At 65.9% G+C, this 17,484-nt stretch carries 16 protein-coding genes; 5 read left to right on the forward strand and 11 right to left on the reverse strand.

The genetic code is table 11. The annotated features are described in order from the left end of the window. Window positions 1-3: 3 nt before the first annotated feature. The 9 genes from OG300_RS10355 to mdlC all read right to left on the reverse strand — a co-directional run bounded on the left by OG300_RS10355 (window position 4) and on the right by mdlC (window position 9,437). A complete protein-coding gene (locus OG300_RS10355) occupies window positions 4-450 on the reverse strand; it encodes a MarR family winged helix-turn-helix transcriptional regulator (protein WP_405494563.1) in 447 nt (148 codons plus the stop codon). A 108-nt stretch (window positions 451-558) separates the two neighbouring features. Further along, the gene (locus OG300_RS10360; protein WP_405494565.1) at window positions 559-2,049 is read right to left on the reverse strand and encodes an ATP-binding cassette domain-containing protein; all 1,491 of its coding nucleotides are present in this window, start codon (window positions 2,047-2,049) and stop codon (window positions 559-561) included. Beyond that, on the reverse strand, window positions 2,046-3,710 hold the full coding sequence (locus OG300_RS10365; protein ID WP_405494567.1) for an ATP-binding cassette domain-containing protein: 1,665 nt from the start codon (window positions 3,708-3,710) through the stop codon (window positions 2,046-2,048). Before OG300_RS10365 ends, OG300_RS10360 begins: the two co-directional genes overlap by 4 nt. After that, window positions 3,703-3,861 (reverse strand): hypothetical protein, encoded by a 159-nt coding sequence (locus OG300_RS10370; protein WP_405494569.1) that lies wholly within the window; start codon window positions 3,859-3,861, stop codon window positions 3,703-3,705. Before OG300_RS10370 ends, OG300_RS10365 begins: the two co-directional genes overlap by 8 nt. Before the next feature lie 95 nt (window positions 3,862-3,956). Further along, complete coding sequence (locus OG300_RS10375; protein WP_405494571.1) at window positions 3,957-4,994, reverse strand: cytochrome d ubiquinol oxidase subunit II; 1,038 nt, start codon at window positions 4,992-4,994, stop codon at window positions 3,957-3,959. Continuing rightward, window positions 4,994-6,334, reverse strand: a complete 1,341-nt coding sequence (locus OG300_RS10380; RefSeq protein WP_405494573.1) for a cytochrome ubiquinol oxidase subunit I — start codon at window positions 6,332-6,334, stop codon at window positions 4,994-4,996. The genes OG300_RS10375 and OG300_RS10380 overlap by 1 nt, the downstream gene beginning before the upstream one ends. A gap of 40 nt (window positions 6,335-6,374) precedes the next feature. Beyond that, complete coding sequence (locus OG300_RS10385) at window positions 6,375-7,223, reverse strand: alpha/beta fold hydrolase (protein ID WP_405494575.1); 849 nt, start codon at window positions 7,221-7,223, stop codon at window positions 6,375-6,377. A gap of 64 nt (window positions 7,224-7,287) precedes the next feature. Then, window positions 7,288-7,806: a YbhB/YbcL family Raf kinase inhibitor-like protein gene (locus tag OG300_RS10390; protein ID WP_405494577.1), complete on the reverse strand. Its 519-nt coding sequence runs from the start codon at window positions 7,804-7,806 to the stop codon at window positions 7,288-7,290. Between the two features lie 38 nt (window positions 7,807-7,844). Next, window positions 7,845-9,437: a benzoylformate decarboxylase gene (gene mdlC, locus OG300_RS10395; protein ID WP_405494579.1), complete on the reverse strand. Its 1,593-nt coding sequence runs from the start codon at window positions 9,435-9,437 to the stop codon at window positions 7,845-7,847. Between the two features lie 250 nt (window positions 9,438-9,687). On the opposite strand from mdlC, the gene OG300_RS10400 reads away from it, so the two are divergent. After that, window positions 9,688-10,293 carry an isochorismatase family protein gene (locus tag OG300_RS10400; protein WP_405494581.1) on the forward strand — a complete coding sequence of 202 codons (606 nt, stop codon included), beginning with the start codon at window positions 9,688-9,690 and terminating at the stop codon, window positions 10,291-10,293. Between the two features lie 11 nt (window positions 10,294-10,304). Here OG300_RS10400 and OG300_RS10405 read toward each other — a convergent pair whose 3' ends face one another. Beyond that, window positions 10,305-11,246 carry an amidohydrolase family protein gene (locus tag OG300_RS10405; RefSeq protein WP_405494583.1) on the reverse strand — a complete coding sequence of 314 codons (942 nt, stop codon included), beginning with the start codon at window positions 11,244-11,246 and terminating at the stop codon, window positions 10,305-10,307. Window positions 11,247-11,305: 59 nt separating this feature from the next. Continuing rightward, window positions 11,306-13,324: a DHA2 family efflux MFS transporter permease subunit gene (locus OG300_RS10410; RefSeq protein WP_405494585.1), complete on the reverse strand. Its 2,019-nt coding sequence runs from the start codon at window positions 13,322-13,324 to the stop codon at window positions 11,306-11,308. A gap of 325 nt (window positions 13,325-13,649) precedes the next feature. Here OG300_RS10410 and OG300_RS10415 point away from each other — a divergent pair, with 325 nt between their 5' ends. Genes OG300_RS10415 through OG300_RS10430 form a run of 4 tightly spaced genes read left to right on the forward strand, consistent with a single transcriptional unit; the run spans window position 13,650 to window position 17,425 of the window. Next, complete coding sequence (locus OG300_RS10415; RefSeq protein WP_405494587.1) at window positions 13,650-14,237, forward strand: NAD(P)H-dependent oxidoreductase; 588 nt, start codon at window positions 13,650-13,652, stop codon at window positions 14,235-14,237. Next, window positions 14,224-15,315 (forward strand): FAD-dependent monooxygenase, encoded by a 1,092-nt coding sequence (locus OG300_RS10420; RefSeq protein ID WP_405494589.1) that lies wholly within the window; start codon window positions 14,224-14,226, stop codon window positions 15,313-15,315. The genes OG300_RS10415 and OG300_RS10420 overlap by 14 nt, the downstream gene beginning before the upstream one ends. Before the next feature lie 12 nt (window positions 15,316-15,327). Continuing rightward, window positions 15,328-15,951, forward strand: coding sequence for an NADPH-dependent F420 reductase (locus OG300_RS10425; protein WP_405498520.1), 624 nt, complete (start codon window positions 15,328-15,330; stop codon window positions 15,949-15,951). Between the two features lie 43 nt (window positions 15,952-15,994). Continuing rightward, window positions 15,995-17,425, forward strand: coding sequence for an amidohydrolase family protein (locus OG300_RS10430; RefSeq protein ID WP_405494591.1), 1,431 nt, complete (start codon window positions 15,995-15,997; stop codon window positions 17,423-17,425). The last annotated feature ends 59 nt before the right edge of the window (window positions 17,426-17,484 follow it).

Consider the following 17,484-nt stretch of genomic DNA (forward strand, 5'->3'; position numbering starts at 1 on the left):
CCGCTAATGCGGTTGTCCGACCGGATCGGCGACGTGCTCTTCGAGGTAGCGCGCCACCAGTTCGAGCTCGGCCGTGGAGTACCGGTCGTTGCGGGCCGTATTGGCCGCCCGCAGCGCCTGGTAGTTGCGCTCGCGATCGGCGAGCCGTGCGGTGTCCAGGGTCAAGGTCACCTTGCGCCGATCGGTCGGATCGGCGACCCGATGGACGAACCCGGCGGCCTCGAGTCGGTCCACCACCCGCGTGGTGGTGCTCGACGGCAGTCCGGTCACCGCGCTGATGTCGCCAGGCGTGACCGGACCGCCCGGCAGCGACATCAGGTTGAGGACCTGCATGTCCACCAATCGCAACCCCAACTCCCGGGCGATCGCGTCGTTGACGAAGACCGCTCGCGCGATGAGTCGCCTGATACCGGTCTGAATCCGGGCGTCGGCGTCGGTGCGGCTGGACATATCGACCTCAACTCTCTCCGTAGTGGGACTATTCCGTTATGGGATGTTCCCGTACTGGAGACTACTGATAGTTAGCTGCGTGGGCCAGAGAGCTGGCTCACACCGGGGTCAATCGAGGCGCACATGCCGAATATCCGAGGTCGGCAAATGCCGGTGATGGCGGTCGTGGACAGCGGCGACGAGCGTGGCGTGCGGGAGCCTGCGACGAATGGCTTCGAAGGTGTCGCGGATCTGCGCGGGATCCAGGCCCTCGGTGGGTTCGTCGAGGATGAGAACTCGGGGATTGCCGGCGACCGCGCGCGCGATGGTGAAGCGGCGGGTCTCACCATGGGAGAGGGTATGCGCGCCCGCGCCGAGCATTGTCTCCGCCGTGAGGGCGCTCAGCCCGAAATCGTCGAGTAGTTGTCGTAATTCGGTGTCTGTCAGCTCGGGTGCGGCCATCCGCAGGTTCTCGGCAACCGAGCCGGTGAACAGCGGATCGTCATGCCACACGGGCACCAGGGCACGTGGCGGCAGGGGAGTGGTGGCGAGTGCGCGCAGGGCGGTGGTCTTGCCGATTCCCGAAGGCCCCGAAACGATGGTCGTGGTTCCGGGCTCGAACGGCAGATCCAGTAGCCGCGGCGTCGGCTGGTATCGGGCCGAGGTGCGCAACATCGTCAGACGTTCTGCTGCCGAGCAGGATTCGGCACATTGCCGGGTAATGCCGACGACGGCTTCAAGCTGTTCCATGAGCAGAACTGTCAACAGTGTCACCATCGTCGCCGTGGGCAGGACCAGCGTCGACGTACCGGTGTGCAGTGAGAACAACACCAACGCAACGACTCCCATGCCCAGTACGCGCATCGCGAGCAGCGCCCGGGCGTCACGGACAGCGGCGCGCGCTTCGATGCGCTCGATCCGAGTCAGCTGCGATCGAAGTTCGCGTTGCAACTGAGGGGCCGCGCCGAGGCATACCAGTTCCGGTGCGGCGCTTGCGACCATCGTGATTCTGACGCGGGCGGCGCCGCGTGCGTCGGCCAGCTCGGTCGACAATGTCCGCCGTGTCCGCATGCGAACGACCATCGCGAGTGCGGCCGCACTCGCGCCGATCGCGCAGCCGATCGCGGCCGGGACGAACATCCAGGCCAGCACACTGACTCCGGCGAGGAAGGTGGCCCCGATCGCGCACAGCGGGATGACCACGCCGACGAGTGCGTTGTCGAGGGACTCCGCGTCGTTCATGACCCGGTCCAGCGCATCGGAATGGGTAGCCTCGCGCTGTACCGAGGCGGGCGCCTCGGCCAGATCGTCGAAGAGTCGCAATCGGATTCGTGCCAGCCAGTCCAACGCGCAGGCGTGGGCTCCGAGGCGTTCGCCGTAACGCGCGCCGATCCGGGTGAGCGCCAGCGCACGAACTCCGCCGCTGGGCAGGTAGTAGTTGAATCCGGGCAGCACTCCGGCCCCGGACAAGGCGCAGGCGGCCAGGAACCAACCGGAGAGCCCGAGCAGGCCCACACCTGCCAGCGCCGCGACGCAGGCGCAGAGCGAGACCGCGCACAGGCGCAGCACGGCCCGGCGATCGAGCAGCCCGAGGAAGCGGTGCAGTGCGCGGGATGTCATCGGCTCGCCTCGGCGGGAAGCGGTCTCGCAGTTGGAGGCGATATCGCCGCGAGACGGTCGGCGAGGTCGAGGGTTAGATCGGCCAGCGCAGCCACGGCGGGTGAATGTGTCGCCACCACGACGGTGCGGCCGGACCAGGCTGCCGCCAGGGTGGGCAACAGCGCGGCTTCGGTGGCCGCGTCCAGATGCGCGGTGGGTTCGTCCACGAGCCACAGCGGAGCGTCGCGCAACAGTGCGCGGGCCAGCGAAAGTCGTTGCGCCTCACCGGTGGACAGCCCCGCTCCGTCGGCCCCGACCGCTGTGTCGATGCCGTGCGGCAGGCTGTTCAACAGTGCGGACAGTCCCGCACGTTCGAGTGCGTCCCGAACCTGGGGTGTGGAAGCCTCCGGCGAGCCGAGCCGGACATTGTCGGCGAGCGAGCCCGCCAGGATCGCGGTTTGATGCCCCAGCCATGAGCAACTTCCGGGCAGGGGCGGCCGGTCGTCGATCGTGACGTGTCCGCGGTCCGGTGTCATCAACCCCGCGAACAGGCTCAGGATCGTCGTCTTGCCGCTGCCCGAGGGGCCGGTCAGCGCGAGGATCGTGCCGGGCCGTACCTCGATATCCAGCCCGCGTAGCGCGCGCACCGCCACATCGTGGGCGGAGAGGGCGGGCGGATGGGTGGACCGACTGATCGGCGTATCGGCGCTGGTCGCGGAACCAGCTATCGCACAGGCCAATTCGGCCGTGGCCGCGAGTGCGGAGTCACGCAGGTGGTAACCCGTCGCGAGATCGCGCCACGGTGCGAAGTAGACCGGTGCGAGCACCAGTACGAAAAGCGCGGCGCCGAACGACAGCACGGGCGTCGCAGTGAGTGCCAGATAGCCGAGCAAGGTCAGCCCGCAGTAGGTCGCGATCACCGCCACGGCGATGGTGACCACGGCGTCGAGCACCGTTCCCGCGAGAATCGCCCGGCGCAGCACCATCATGGCCGAACGCTGCAAACCCGCTGCGGCACTGCGGATTCGCTCACGCTCGCTCGCGATGGCATGCAATGCGGTGAGGGTGTGCAGGCCGCGGAACCGATCGTGCAGCCGGGCCGAGAGCAGGCGCGAGGCCTCGAGTTCCGCCGCGGCGGCGGCCCGCGTCGACAGGCCCAGTACCCATAGATTGGCGGGGATGATCGGGGTCGCTAGGAGCAGCAGAACCGCTGCGGGCCAATGTGTCACGGCCACTACCAGCAGGACAGCCGCCGCGCTCGGCGCCGCCGCCAGGCGAGCCGGAACATGGTGCCGCTGGAATTCCCCGATCCGGCGTCCGAGATCGAGCATCCGCCAGGCGGTTCCGGCGGGATCGGCGGCCGCGGTCGCCGGATTCGCGACCGGAGTGACGGATTCGGCGACGTGTGCGGCAATCGCCGCTCCGCCGAGTCGTGCGGCTCGATCGGCGTAGTGGTATCCGCACAGCCGCAACAGCGCACCACCCGCCAGCACCGGCAACCACTGTGCCGAGTCATCGGAGGTGAGTGCTGTGACAACCGCGCCCCACATCGACACCGTGCCGAGCAGACCGAATACCCGGGCGATGGCCGAACGCCGTAGCGCGGCCTGCCCCGGTGCGGCCAGGGCACCGAGTAGAGCTGTGGTGCGGTCACTTCCGCGACCGTGGACCGCATCAGGCATCGCGATCATCATCGGCTCGTCGAACCGCTTCCCGTCGTTCGTCGGCGATCCACACCAGCAGGCCCAACAGGACGCAGACCGCGATAGCGGCGATATTGAGTGCGCGATGCAGTGGCGTTCCGCCGAAGATGCCGGTGAAGGTGAACGACAACAGAATCCCGAACGCGACCCATGTGATCGCGGAGACGACCCGTCCGACACGTCGTGCAGTCGACGGCCCCCTGGCAGGGCCACTGCGGTGCGCGTTCACCGCGCCACCGCCGTGGAGGCCGGGCCCAGTGCGTGGCCGCTGGGAGATTGCGCCGGGAGGTCGGGTCGGTATCTGCCGCGGAACACCCGATGCGCGAACCAGTTGTAGAACAGCAGCAGCGGGAGGTTCACGCCCACGCCGATAAGCACGAAACGCAGTGAACTATAAGGTGATTCGGCCGCTGCCACGGTGATGTCGGGCGGCACCAGCAGCGGATACAGCAGTGCGCCGACCGCGACGATCACCCCTGCCTGTGTCAGCACCACAGCGACGAGCGGTAAGGCATCACCTTGGCGGCCGAACAGGATCGCGGCCGCCATCAGACCGGCGATTCCCGCGCCGGTACCGGTGTAGAGAAGTACCGTTCCCATCCCCGTCCCGGACACCCAGTGCAGCGGGGTGGCCGCGGTCAGTGTTGCCGCCGTAGCCGTCAGGAGCCCGAACGCGACCACCGCCGCGATACGGCCCCGTGTCGCCGCCCGTGCCCGCAGGGCTCCCTCGGACTTGTGTTGCAGATACGCGGCTCCGGCCGCCGCGTAGAGCGCCACCGTCGCGGTCCCGGTCAGCACCGGGAACCAGCCGAAGAAGTCGAAAGTGCCACCGGTGAACCGGATTCCGGAGTGCGAGACACCCGTCAGCAGTCCACCGACGAGCATGCCCTGCCCGAACGCGGTCACCACCGACGACCAGCCGAACACCCCGCACGGCAGCCTGGGCACACCCGTGGAAGCGGACACGAACTCGATGGCCGCCGCGCGCAGGAACAACCCGAACAGAATCACCAGGAACGGGATGTACATCGCGGGCAGCAGCACCCCGTAGGCCAGCGGGAACGCCCCGAACAGCACGATTCCCAGCAGCACGATCCAGGACTCGTTGGCGTCCCAGGCGGTCGCGACGATCTCGACCATCTCCCGGCGGTGCGCGCCGTCGCGCACGCTCGGCATGAGAATGCCGATCCCCAGGTCGTATCCGTCCAGGGTGACGTACATCAGCAGGCAGAACAGCGCCAGCGCCAAACAACCGTTCGCCATCAGACCTCCTGTGCGATCGCCGGTGCGACGGCGTCGGGTCCGCGCCGAACACAGCGCACGACATAGCCGATCCAGAGCGCGAGCATCGCGCCGTACAGCGCCGCGAACACCGCCAGCGAGGCCACCACCGCACCCGATGCCAGCTCCGAAACACCTTCGGCGGTCAGAAGTTTCCCGTACACCACATAGGGCTGGCGACCGGTCTCTGCGAGCACCCAGCCGCCGATGATCGCGATGATGCCCGCAGGTGCGAGCCAGGTCACGAAGCGGTGAAATCGCGGTGCGGTGTACAGCTTTCCGCGCAGGCGTAGCACCACGCCCGCCAACGCCGCGGCCAGCAGCAGCTGCGCGGTGTAGTACATGATCCGGAAGCCCCAGAAGGTCGGCCACGAATTCGGCTGTTGGTCACGGGGTATCAGATCCTGCCCCGGTACCGGAGTATGACCGGACAGGTCCTTGCCGATCCAACTCCCCATCTCCGGGACGGTGAGTTGGGCCCGATTGCGCTGCGCGTTCTGATCCGGGATGACGAACGCATTCCACCCGGTATTGGTGGAATCCCAATTGCCTTCCATCGCAGTGAGTTTCGAGAGTTGATACTTGCCGACCATATCGCCGACGCCGTCACCGACGTACATCTGAATCGGTAGCAGCAGCGCCACGATGCCCAATCCGATGGACAGCGTGCGACGCGCGAATTCCTCGTGCGAGCCTCGGCGCAGGTGGTACGCGCCGACCGCCGCGACCAGTATCGCGGCCGAGATCAGGACGGCGAGCAGCATATGGGGGAACCGCCAGCCGAACGATGGATTGAACATGATCTGCGTCCAATCCACCGGCACGAACCGGCCGTTCTCCTCCCGGTATCCCGCCGGTGTCTGCATCCACGAGTTCGCCATCAGAATCCACGTGGTGGACAGCAGTGTCCCCAGCGCCACCATGCAGCAGCTCAGCAGCATCACTCGCGGTGCGACCCTGCCCTCCCCGTAGAGCATGACGCCGATGAATCCGGCCTCCACGAAGAAGGCCGTCACGACCTCCATGCCGATGATGGGCCCCAGAATCGGACCCGTGCGGGCCGCGAATTCGCCCCAGTTCAAGCCGAATTCGAAGGTCAGCACCGTTCCCGCGACCACGCCGAGGCCGAACCCGACGGCGAATATTCGCTTCCAGAATCGAAACATCTGAAGATAGGTCGTGTTTCCGGTGCGCATGTACAGCCCGTAGACCACCGCGAGGAAGACCGACAACCCGACGGTGATGGCCGGGAAGGTCATATGGAACGCGACGGTGATCGCGAACTGCCAGCGCGAAACATCGAGCAACGTCGGCGACGGCACGAATAACCAGCTTTCGGTAATCAGCGGGGAACGGGGTCGGCTAGCCCACGGCTTCGCGAATCACTGCCACGACCTTGTCGGGGTGTGCGAGTGCGACCAGGTGCGGGGAGGCGACCTCGACCACCTTCTTGGGGTTGGCGCGGGCAGACATCATCTTCTGTGCGTCCGGCGGGATGGCCTGGTCTTCGGTGGTGACGACGAACCAGGACGGCACCGTCTTCCACGCCGCCTCGGTTACCTTGCCGTCCAGTGCCAGGGGGGTGGCGGGGCGGCCGGAGGCGGCGAGTTCCTTGGCGAGTGCCTCGGGCAGGCCCTCGGCGAACGCGCCGGGAAACTTCGCCGGGTCCACCAGGAGTTCGGGGACCTGAGCGCCGGCGATGTCGACGGTGTACGTGGAGGGCACGGTGGCGGCCGCCAGTTTGTTGGGCGGGTAGGCGCTGACGATCGACAGGCAGGACTCGCCGGCGTCGGGGGCGAAGGCCGCGGAGTAGACCAGTCCCTTGACGTTCGGGAACTTCGCGCCGATCTCGGTGATGATCGCGCCGCCGTAGGAGTGGGCGACCAGCACCACTGGGCCGTTGATCGCGCCGACGACCTTGCCGATGTAATCGGAGTCGATGCCGATGCTGCGCAAAGGATTCGCGGGCACGGTCACCTGATAACCATCGGCTCGCAGTTGCTCACTGACCTTGGCCCAGCTGCTGCCGTCCAAGCCCGCCCCGTGCACCAGGACCACCGTGGTGTCCTTGGCCTGCTGCGAGAGCGCCGCAGCAGCAGCACTCGATGACGAGGTGGAGCTCTTGGCATCGTCGGACTTCGAGCAGGCCGCCCCCGCTGCTAGTGCGGCGGCACCAACAATGCTGCCTACCAGAATATTTCGCCGGTTCATGGGTGTATCCACTGCGGGGACTCTCCTTCTGGATGCGAATGGGTCTCGGACTGTGGAGCCGAAATCAGGTGGCGTCGTAGGTGCCGATGAGAATCGCGCGGGCGGTCGCGGTGGCGAAGAGGTTGAACCCGAGCACCGCGCCACTGGTGAACTCGTCGACCTCGAGTCGATCCAACGGGATCGCGTGCACGGCAAAGTAGTAGCGATGCACACCGGTGCCCGGAGGTGGAGCCGCACCCGTGTAGCGGGCCGTGCCCGCATCCGCACGCAGCACCAGCGCCCCGGAGGGGAGCGCGGTCCCGTCTCCGGCCCCACTGGGCAGTGAGGTGACCGTGCCGGGAATGTCCGCCACGCACCAGTGCCAGAATCCGGAGACGGTCGGCGCGTCCGCGTCGTAGACGGTCACGGCGAAACTCTTGGTGTCCGAAGGGAATCCGGACCAGGACAGCTGTGGGGAGATGTCGGAACCGCCGACTGCTGCGGCGGCGTGTACTCGCGGTAACGGTGCACCCTGCGCGAAGTTCTCCGAGGTGACAGTGAATCCGGGGAGTTCGGGAAGGTAGGCGTACGGATCCTGGCGCACAGCGACTCCTCTCGTCGAGCGATTTCGGAGCGGGACCCTCAGAACATGCCGCTGGACTCGGCCATCACATTGCACTCGATCAGGTGCGGTCCGGGCTCGGCGAAGGCTTTGCCCAATGCGGCGACGGTGGCCTCCGCTGTGGAAACCCGTTCGGCGGCAACGCCGTAACCGGTGGCGAGTGCGACGAAGTCGATGTCCCGGAGTTTGATGTCGGGCAGCTGTGCGTGCAGCAGGGTCGCATAGTCCTCGAGCACCTGATAGGTGCCGTTGCGCAGGACGAAGAAGGTGACATCGCAGTGATGCTGTGCCGCGGTCCAGAGTCCGGCGATGGTGTAATTGCTGGCTCCGTCACCGAGGATGGCGATGGTGTGCCGGTCCGGGCGGGCCAGGCTCACTCCGACCGCGGCGGGTAGGCCGAAGCCCACGGTGCCCGCGCCCGGCGCGAAATAGCTGCCCGGCTGGGTGATCGGGACTCGATTCCACCAGCCGATCATGGACGGTGCGTCCCATACGAACTGCGCACCGGACGGGAGCGCTTCGGCCAGTACATCCCACACCTGGTGCTCGGTCAGGGTGCCGGTGCGGGCCACCGGCTCGGGGGTCGGGCGCGGTTGTGGCAGTGGCAGATTCGATGGTCCGACCGCAGCGACGAGGGCCGCCAGCGCGGCGGCTGGATCGCCCACGACCGATCGGCCCAGCGGTGCACGGGCGGCCTGTGCGGGATCGGCGGTGACGTGAACGAGCTCGGTATCGCCCAGCAGGTACGGCCCGGCGTCCCATCCGTGATAGGGCAGCAGCGCGCCACCGACCCAGGCGATGAAATCGTAGGGTTCGAGCTGGTTGCGCACCTGCTCGATGGTCGCCCCCAGTGCGCCGCGAAAGCAGCGGTGATCGGTGGGGAACGGCATGCGCGAATATTCGCCACTGCCCAGAAATACTTCCAGGCTTCGTTTTTCGGCGAGCGCGATCCCCGCGTCCCAGCCGCCGTACTTGTCGACGTCGGGGCCGAGCACGAGCAGCGGATTCTTCGCCGATTCCAACCGTTGCGCGATGTGCTCGATCTCCACCTGCGGTACCTGCGGATTGCCCGAAATGCTCCGCCCCACCGCGAATTTCGAGATGTCGGCATCCGCGTCGCGACGCCAGTCGTCGAGCGGAATCGATACGCACACCGGCCCAGTGGGCGCGGTCAGCGCACACGCCGCGGCGCGGGCCAGCACGGCGGGCACCGATTCCGGGCTCGGCGCTTCGAAACTCCACTTCACCAGCGGCCGCGGCAGCATGGTCGCATCACGGTTGGTGACGATCGCCTCGAGCGTCATCAACGACCGAAACTGCTGTCCCGCAATGATGATCAACGGCGCGCCGTTCTCGAAGGCGTTGGTCAGCGCACCCATGCCGGTAGCCAACCCGGCCGCCGAATGCACCGACACCACCACCGGCTTGCCCGAAGCTTGTGCGCATCCGTCGGCGATCGAGATCACCGACCCCTCCTGCAAGGCCAGCACGAACTGGAAATCCGCCGGCAGCCGATCCAGGAACGGCAGCTCGTTCGACCCGGGATTGGCGACCACCGTGGTCGCGCCGAACGAACGCAGCACCTCGTACGACGCTTCTCGGACAGTCACCATCGAGTCTCCTGGCGGTAGTGGGCGCGCGGACTGTTCGAACGGGTCATCGGACCCGCTGAACTGTGAGGATGTGTGGCGAGGCATCGGTTACCCTACTCACGATCGGGAAGATTGCTGTGGATTTGCTATGTTCTGATTCGCGGCCGTTATGGAGATCGATTCAGTGCGCAAAGAAATTCGCATCAGTGCAACGAATTGCGGTGTGCTGGGAATTCGTGAATGACGATGATCGAGTGGAAGCGAGGGAACCATGTCCGAAACAGCGGCTCCGATCGATGCGCTGAATGCCGACGAGAGCGTATTGCTGCTGATCGACTATCAGCCGCACATGTACCTCGGAATGGGCGACCGCGATCGCGACGGAGTCCACCGTGCCGCCCTCGCAATCGCCACCGCCGCACGGATACTCGATATTCCGACGGTGCTGACCGCCCTCAATCCTCCTGGTAACGGTGAGTTCCGCGCCGATATCGTCGCGGCATCGCCAGGCAACGACGTCATCGTCCGCACGGTGCCGGGCTTCGATGCCCTCGCCGATGAGACCGTGCTGACCGCCGTCCGCTCCACCGGCCGCCGCAAACTCGTGCTGACCGGCCTGTGGACGTCGATGTGCATGACCTTCAGTGCCCTGCACGGCCTGCGGGAAGGGTTCGAGGTCTACGGCATCATCGACGCCGCGGGCGACATGTCCGCCGAAGCGCACAACAGTGCGATCACACGCATGACCCAGGCCGGCGTCGTACCGGTGACCTGGATGCAGGTGACCTCGGAGTGGATGAACAACTGGGCCCACCCGAAGTCCGGCGAACTCATCGACAAGGTCTACGGCGAATTCAACGTCACCATGGGCATGTAGTCTGATCCGGTTCAGAGTCGGAGGAAGCGGCGCGCGTTCTCCGACTCGATGGCGGTGACCTGATCGGCCGGGATTCCGGACTTGCCGATGTAGGTCAGGTGGTTCATCAGCGATTCGCCGGTTTCGAAGGGGAAGTCGGTGCCGATCATGAGTTGTGAGGCGCCGACGACGCCGATGGTTTGCTCCAACGCACCGGGGGTCGGGTTCGCGGTGTCGTAGTGCAGCGACTTCAGTTGCTCGGCGACCGGGGGGCGTCCGGCGGGGAGGTACCAGTCCGCGTGCAGATCCAATCGCTGGGCGATGAAGGGCGCGTATCCGCACATGTGGGGGAACAGGTAGCGGATTTTCGGGTAGGTGCGCAGGAGATCCTTTTGAATGAGCTCGACGGCGGCCAGGGTCAGCTCCGTGGCGTGTCCGGTGACCCATCCGAGTGCGGCCAGCAGTGGGGAGCCGAGCCCGTCGCCGACCGGGTGAACGAACAGGATGGCTTCGCGCTCGTTCAGGTACCGCAGTAGCGGGTCGAAGTAGTCATCGGCGAGTGATCGGCCCAGCACGGTGGCTCCCGTGGCGATGCCGTCCAAACCCAGTTCTTCCAGTGCGCGGTGGGCTTCGTCCAGCGCATTGTGGGTGTGCGGCATGGGCACCACCGCGAGTCCGCGGAAGCGGGCACGGTTGCTTCGAACCACCTCTGCCACACCGTCATTGGCGAGCCGGGCGGCCGTAGATCCGTGCTCGGGGTCCTCGAATGCCGGGAATTGCGGCGCGACCGAGAGCAGTTGCAATTCGACATCAGCATTGTCCATGACTGCGAGTCGGGTCGCGATATCGTCCGCGGTGGTGCCGGGACCGGGTCCGCGCACCGCGGCGGTTCCGTCGCTCGATCCCCGGAATTCATCGAGGGCGTCGAGGTAATCAGCGGGGAAGATGTGCGCGTGAACGTCGATTCGTGCCATGTGAGCCTCCATCGCATCGTTGGGTGGTGGATTGCGTCGGCGTCAGTTCGTTTCGGAGCTCAGGACGGTGTCTTTTCGGATTCGTCGAGAAGCTTGGCGGCGATCTTGTCCAGGGCCTGATCCAGAAGTTCTCGATCGGCGGGGTCGGTGCAGTTCCAGTCGTCCAGCTGCCCGCCGAGCCAGTCTCGCCAGGCGGCGTGGATGCGGTCGAATTCGGCTTGCCCGGCGGGTGTGAGGCTGTATCGGTCACCGTCGATTCGAACATTGCCACTGCGAAGTGCCTTGTCGTACACCGGTTCCAGGGCCTCGGGCGGCATCCAGTGCGCCCGCGCGATAGCGGACAGAGTGGCTTGGCCGTGTGCCTGCTCGAGCATGCGGACCTGTCCGATCGCCCAGGCTTGGTCGCGGGTGAGCGAGCTGCCCGCCGCGGCCAGGATCAGCGGGTCCGGCACTTCGTCCCGGCGCAGCTTCTGCCAGAGGCTGGCCACCGAATGCTCCAGTCGCACAGCACGATCGGCGGAGTCCGGCATGGCGAAACCGGAGCCCACGTCGGCCACGTCGGCGCGGATGCTCTGGCGCAGCGGTACCTGCTTCAGGGTCCAGGCCACCAGGAAACCGATCACCGCGACAGGCACAACCCAGCGGAACACATAGTCGAGGGAGTCCGCGTACGCGTCGATGATCGGATACGCCTGCTCCAGTGGCAGACTCCGCAAAAGCTGCGGGTTCTCGGCGACCGCCGCCGGCACCTCGGGGACCTGCGCCAGCGCCGCATTCAGGTTCGGGCCGAGTTGGCTGGCATAGAGGCTGCCGAAGATCGCCGTGCCGAAGGCGCCGCCGATCGTGCGGAAGAACGTCACTCCGGCTGTCGCGGTACCCAGGTCGGTGTAGGGCACGGTGTTCTGTACGACGATGGTCAGCACCTGCATGGCCAGCCCGAGTCCCAGCCCCAGCACCAGCATGTACAGCGATTCGCGCAGGGTGCTGGTGCCTCGGCCCATGGTCGACATCAGCAACAGGCCCACCGCCATCACCGCGGTGCCCGCGATGGGAAAGATCTTGTAGCGTCCGGTCTTTCCCGCCACCTGGCCCGAAATCACCGAGGTCACCAGCAAACCCGCCACCAGGGGCAAGGTCCGTACCCCCGACGCGGTCGCCGATATTCCGTCCACGAATTGCAGATACGCGGGCAGATAGGTGAGCACGCCGAGCATCGCGAAACCGACGACGAAACTCAGGATCGAGCACACGGCGAATACGTTGCCGCGGAACAACCGCATCGGCAGCATCGGTTCGGCCGCGCGCTGTTCGACCAGGACGAACGCCGCTACCAGCACCGCGGCGGCCACGAACAGCCCAACGATGGTCGCCGAGCCCCACGCGTACTCCTGCCCGCCCCATTCCAGACCCAGGATCAGGCAACTGACCCCGACCGCGATGAGCCCGATGCCCGCATAGTCGATGGTCGGTTTGGCGGGCGCGCGCATCGTCGGAATCGCCCGCGCCGCAACGATGATCATGATGAGCGCGAGCGGGATGTTGACGTAGAAGCACCAGCGCCAACTGGCGTGATCGGTGAACAATCCACCCAGTGTCGGGCCGACGACGGTGGCGACACCGAACACCGCGCCCAGCCCGCCCTGATACTTACCGCGCTCACGCAGCGGAATGACATCGGCGATCAATGCCATCGAAGTCACCAGCAGGCCACCGGCGCCGACGCCCTGAATCGCCCTGCCCACGATGAGCAGCGACATTCCATGTGCCATACCCGCGACGAGTGACCCCGCGATGAATATCGCCGTGCTGAGCTGGAAGATCAGTTTGCGGCCGAACAGATCACCGAACTTGCCCGCGAGTGCGGTGGCGACCGCCGCGGACAGCAGATAGGACGTCACGACCCAGGACATATGCCCGGCACCGCCGAGATCGGCGATGATCGTCGGCAGCGCGGTCGAGACGATCGTCTGGTCCAGCGCCGACATGAGCACGGCCAGGGCGACCGTACCGAAGACGACATTGGCCTGGGCGCGGCCTACGAGCGTGGTGGCCGGGGCGCGGGTGTCGGCAGCGGTCATCGGGCAAGTATCGGACCTTGCGACGGGGGTGCGGGTTCGACACGTGCTGTGTGGCGACACATATTGATCTCGTATTTCGGTGTATTCCGAAAATGTCGCCTCTTGCGGGTGATCTGCCCTCGGAATTCGATAGAAAATATTCTCGTAACAGCTCGTGATCTATTTGCCCGCTGAACTGATCGGAAGGAGCGGGTGAGAAGAACGTTCGATTTTGGTCGCGGTAGACCGCTCGGCCATTCGAGTGTGACGACGTCGATGGGATGCCATATATTTGCTGACGAGCACGGCGTGTATTCGGCGGTCATAGACTTCGAAGGAGCCAGCCATGGCAGCGTTCCGGGTTATCGCGCTCGCGGGCAGTCTGCGAGAGGCCTCGATCAGCCGCGGGCTCGCTGAAGCCGCAGCACGGGTGGCCCCGTCCGGGATCGAGGTCGATGTCTTCGACTCCCTCGGTGCGGTGCCGTACTACAACGAGGATCTCGACACCCCACATCCGGTTCCGGTCGAGGTGATCGCACTGCGCTCGGCCATTATCGCAGCGGACGCGGCCCTGATGATCACGCCCGAGTACAACGGTTCACTGCCCGGCGTGCTGAAGAACGCCATCGACTGGGCATCACGTCCGCACGGCCGAGGTGCGTTGTCCGGCAAGGGAACCGCGATCATCGGATTGTCGACCGGCGGGCGCGGGGGAGCGCGGGCGCTCGAAGAGCTGCGGGTGATCGTCGGCATCGCCGGTGGAGTGGTGGTGGAGGGGGCGTGCCTGTCGGTCGGCCGCGCCGGGCATCTGTTCGGTGCCCGGCGAACCGCGATGGATGACGAGGTGGAAGGGAAGATAGCGCACTCACTGCAAGCGTTGGCCGATGCGGCGGGTCCACATGCCGACCGAAAGGCCCGCAATGCCCACCTCTGATCGGGCCATCGTCGTGGGCGGATCGATCGGCGGCCTGACAGTCGCGATCGCACTGGCACGCAAGGGAATCGAGACGACAGTATTCGAGAAGCGGGACACGTTCGCCGGACGCGGCGGAGTCGGCGTGGACTACCGCATGCTGTGCGAGGCCACCGGGGAGGATCCGGATACCTCACTGGCCTACATTTTCGGCTACCGGCGCTCGACCAGCTTCAACGCACTGTACGAATGGCTCGCGGACGTCGCCACCCGGACCGACGGGCTGCGGTTGCGGCTGGACACCCCGGTCCTGGCGGTGAGCCAGGACGCCGAGCAGGTCTATGCCGATATCGGGTCCGAGCTCGTCGCGGCCGAGATATTGGTGGGCGCGGACGGTTTTCGTAGTCTGGTGCGCGGCGTCGTGAATCCGGTCGACTCCCTCACCGATTACGCCGGATATCTCGCCTGGCGTGGATGGATCGCCGAATCCGATCTCCCCCAGGGGACGCCGTTACCGGCCGACGATCTGGTGGGATTCGACTCGCCCCCACAGTCTTTGGTCGCTTTCCCGCTGCCCGGACTGAACAATGTCGATCGTGCGAAAGGACATCGCACGATCGGTTTCGCGTGGTTCGACCCCACCCGCACCGCTCTGCTCGAGCAGACGGGCTGTGTCCAGGACGGCAAAGTGCTGCGGGGACTCGAAATGTCGATGTTCCCCGCAGGTCTCACCGACGAGCTGATCGGCACCGCCCGCAGGCTGTGGCCGGAACCGTGGTGCCAAGCTGTCGTCACATGTCTGGAACAAGGCATCGCGTTCGGTACTCCGATCGGTGAGTACTACCCCGAGCGAATGGTGCGCGGGCGAATCGCGGTAATCGGTGACGCCGCCCACGCGATGGCCCCGGCCACCGGGCAGGGCTACAACTCCAGCGTCCTGGATTCGATCGCACTGCGCGACAGCGTGATACACGGTCTCCGAGGTGCGGCAGGTCCGGCCGTGCTGGCCCGATTCGAACGCGCACGCCTGCGCCCGTCGCAGGAATTGGTGTCGGCGAGCAAATCGTGGAGTCGCCGGTTCGCGGCCGCTGCGCACTGAGCTGGCAACTCTCTGTCCGATCGCGACCCGGTTTCACCCGAAACAAGGAGACAGCGCATGAAGGTCGGATTCATCGGCACAGGCCGTATCGGCGGCAACCTGGCGCGATTGCTCGCAGCGGGCGGGCATGAGGTACTGCTCAGCGCGACCAATCCCGCAGGGCCGCAGCAACTCGCGGACGAACTGGGCGGGTCGGCGCGGGCGATGCCGACCCTCGATGCGATAGCGGCCGCAGAAGTGATGGTGATCGCGGTGTGGTGGGAGGCGTTCGGAGAGATTGCTCAGCAATACGGCACAGCCTTGCAAGGCCGGATCATCATCGATCCGAGTAATCCGATCACCGAACAGAACGGCGAGGTCGTCGCCCTGACTATCCCCGATGGCCTGACCAGTCCGCAGTACCAGCTGCGCCGACTCGGTTCGGTGCGGTCGGTCCGCACCTTCGGCGACCGGGTCGCGGACGCGCTGCTCACCGATGGGCAGCGCGGTCAACGCGACGGGCAGCGCACCGACATGCGTTACTGGAGCGACGATCCCGAGGCCGCAGCATTGGTGATCCCACTCATTCGCGATGCCGGTTTCATCCCGGTCGACGGCGGCGGACTCGCCGAGTCCAAGAACGCCGGTGATGCATAGTTCAGCCGATTTCCCTGTCCGATACGCGAATTCGAGGAGTGAGATGACCACCGCCGTACCGGTGCCAGACTTCGATTCCACCCGGCCTTTGCTGATCACCGGGGCCACCCTCATCACTCTCGACCCGCCGACTCAGGTCTTGGAATCGTCCGACGTGCTGATCGTGGACGGCAAGATCGCCGGCGTCGGCCAGAACCTGCCGCGGCCCGACGCGACGCAGGTTTTCGATGCCACCGGCAAGATCGTCATGCCCGGCCTGGTCGACTCGCATCAGCACACCTGGCAGAACCATCTGCGCGGTATCGGCGTGGACTGGTCGCTCAATGACTACTTCCAGTATTTGATCTTCACCTGGAAACCGCACTTCACCCCCGAGGACATCTACGCCGGCACGCTGCTGGGAGCGACCGAGGCGTTGACCCATGGATCCACGACGATGTCCGACTGGTCCGACGGCGCGGCCACCCCGGACATGGCGGAGGCCGCCGCGCAGGCGCTGGTCGATGCGGGTATTCGCGGGCGCTTCACCTATGCCAATGCGGGTGTGCCCGTGGAGAAGTGGGGGACCGGCGCGCATGTGAAGCAGATGTGGGACGCGCACAACGATTTCGATCGGCTGGTCAGCATGCAGATCGCGATCGACTCGGGGATGGACCCCGCGTTCCCAGAGCAGGTGGTGTGGAAGTTCGCGCGGGACAATGGAATTCGGGTGGCCACACACGGCGGGCTGTTCGGTTGGGACCAGTCCATGTGGATTCCGCGCCTGGTCGATCACGGACTGCTACTGCCCACGAATATGTACATGCACATGGTCTCGGTACCCGACGAATTCATCAAACGCGTCGCCGACAGTGGCGGCACCATCGTCAACGCCCCGATCGGCAATCTTCGTCAAGGGCAGGGCTTTCCGCATGTGCTGACCCCGCATCGATTCGGCGGCAATATCGCGCTGGCCACCAATAGCGAGACCTGCCATGCGACAAGCATGTTCGATGTCATGCGCACCGAGACCGACCTCTGCGACCTCTACGCTCACCTCGACGCCGAGCAACGTGGATATCTCAATACCGCGAGCCCGGTGCGTTCGCCCGACCTGCTCGAGTGGGCCACCGTGGGCGGCGCGACCGCACTCGGCCTGCAGGATCGAATCGGCTCGTTGACCGTCGGCAAGTACGCGGACCTCATCGTCCTGACCCCCGATCCATTCGCGATGCCCTCCCGCCTGGACCCGATCGGCCACGTGGTCAATCAGGGCCGACCCGAGCTCATCGATCTCGTCATGGTCAGCGGTGTGGTGAAACGCCGGCGCGGTGCGGTCGTCGACGGCACCGGTGTCAGCCACGAACAGGTGCGGAAGTTGGTCAACGCCAGTCAGGAACGCCTCATCGCGGCGATCGGCGAAAAAGAGGTCAGGGAAGCCATCCGTACACCCGCAAACAGGGACGGGCACCCCATGCGCACCTTCTTGGACTGACGAAGCTCCCGGAGTCCGGGGAGTCCCGGACGTCGCGCACCGGGCAAAGGTTTACCAAA

This window comes from Nocardia sp. NBC_00511 (genome assembly GCF_045161165.1).
Taxonomy (GTDB): domain Bacteria; phylum Actinomycetota; class Actinomycetes; order Mycobacteriales; family Mycobacteriaceae; genus Nocardia.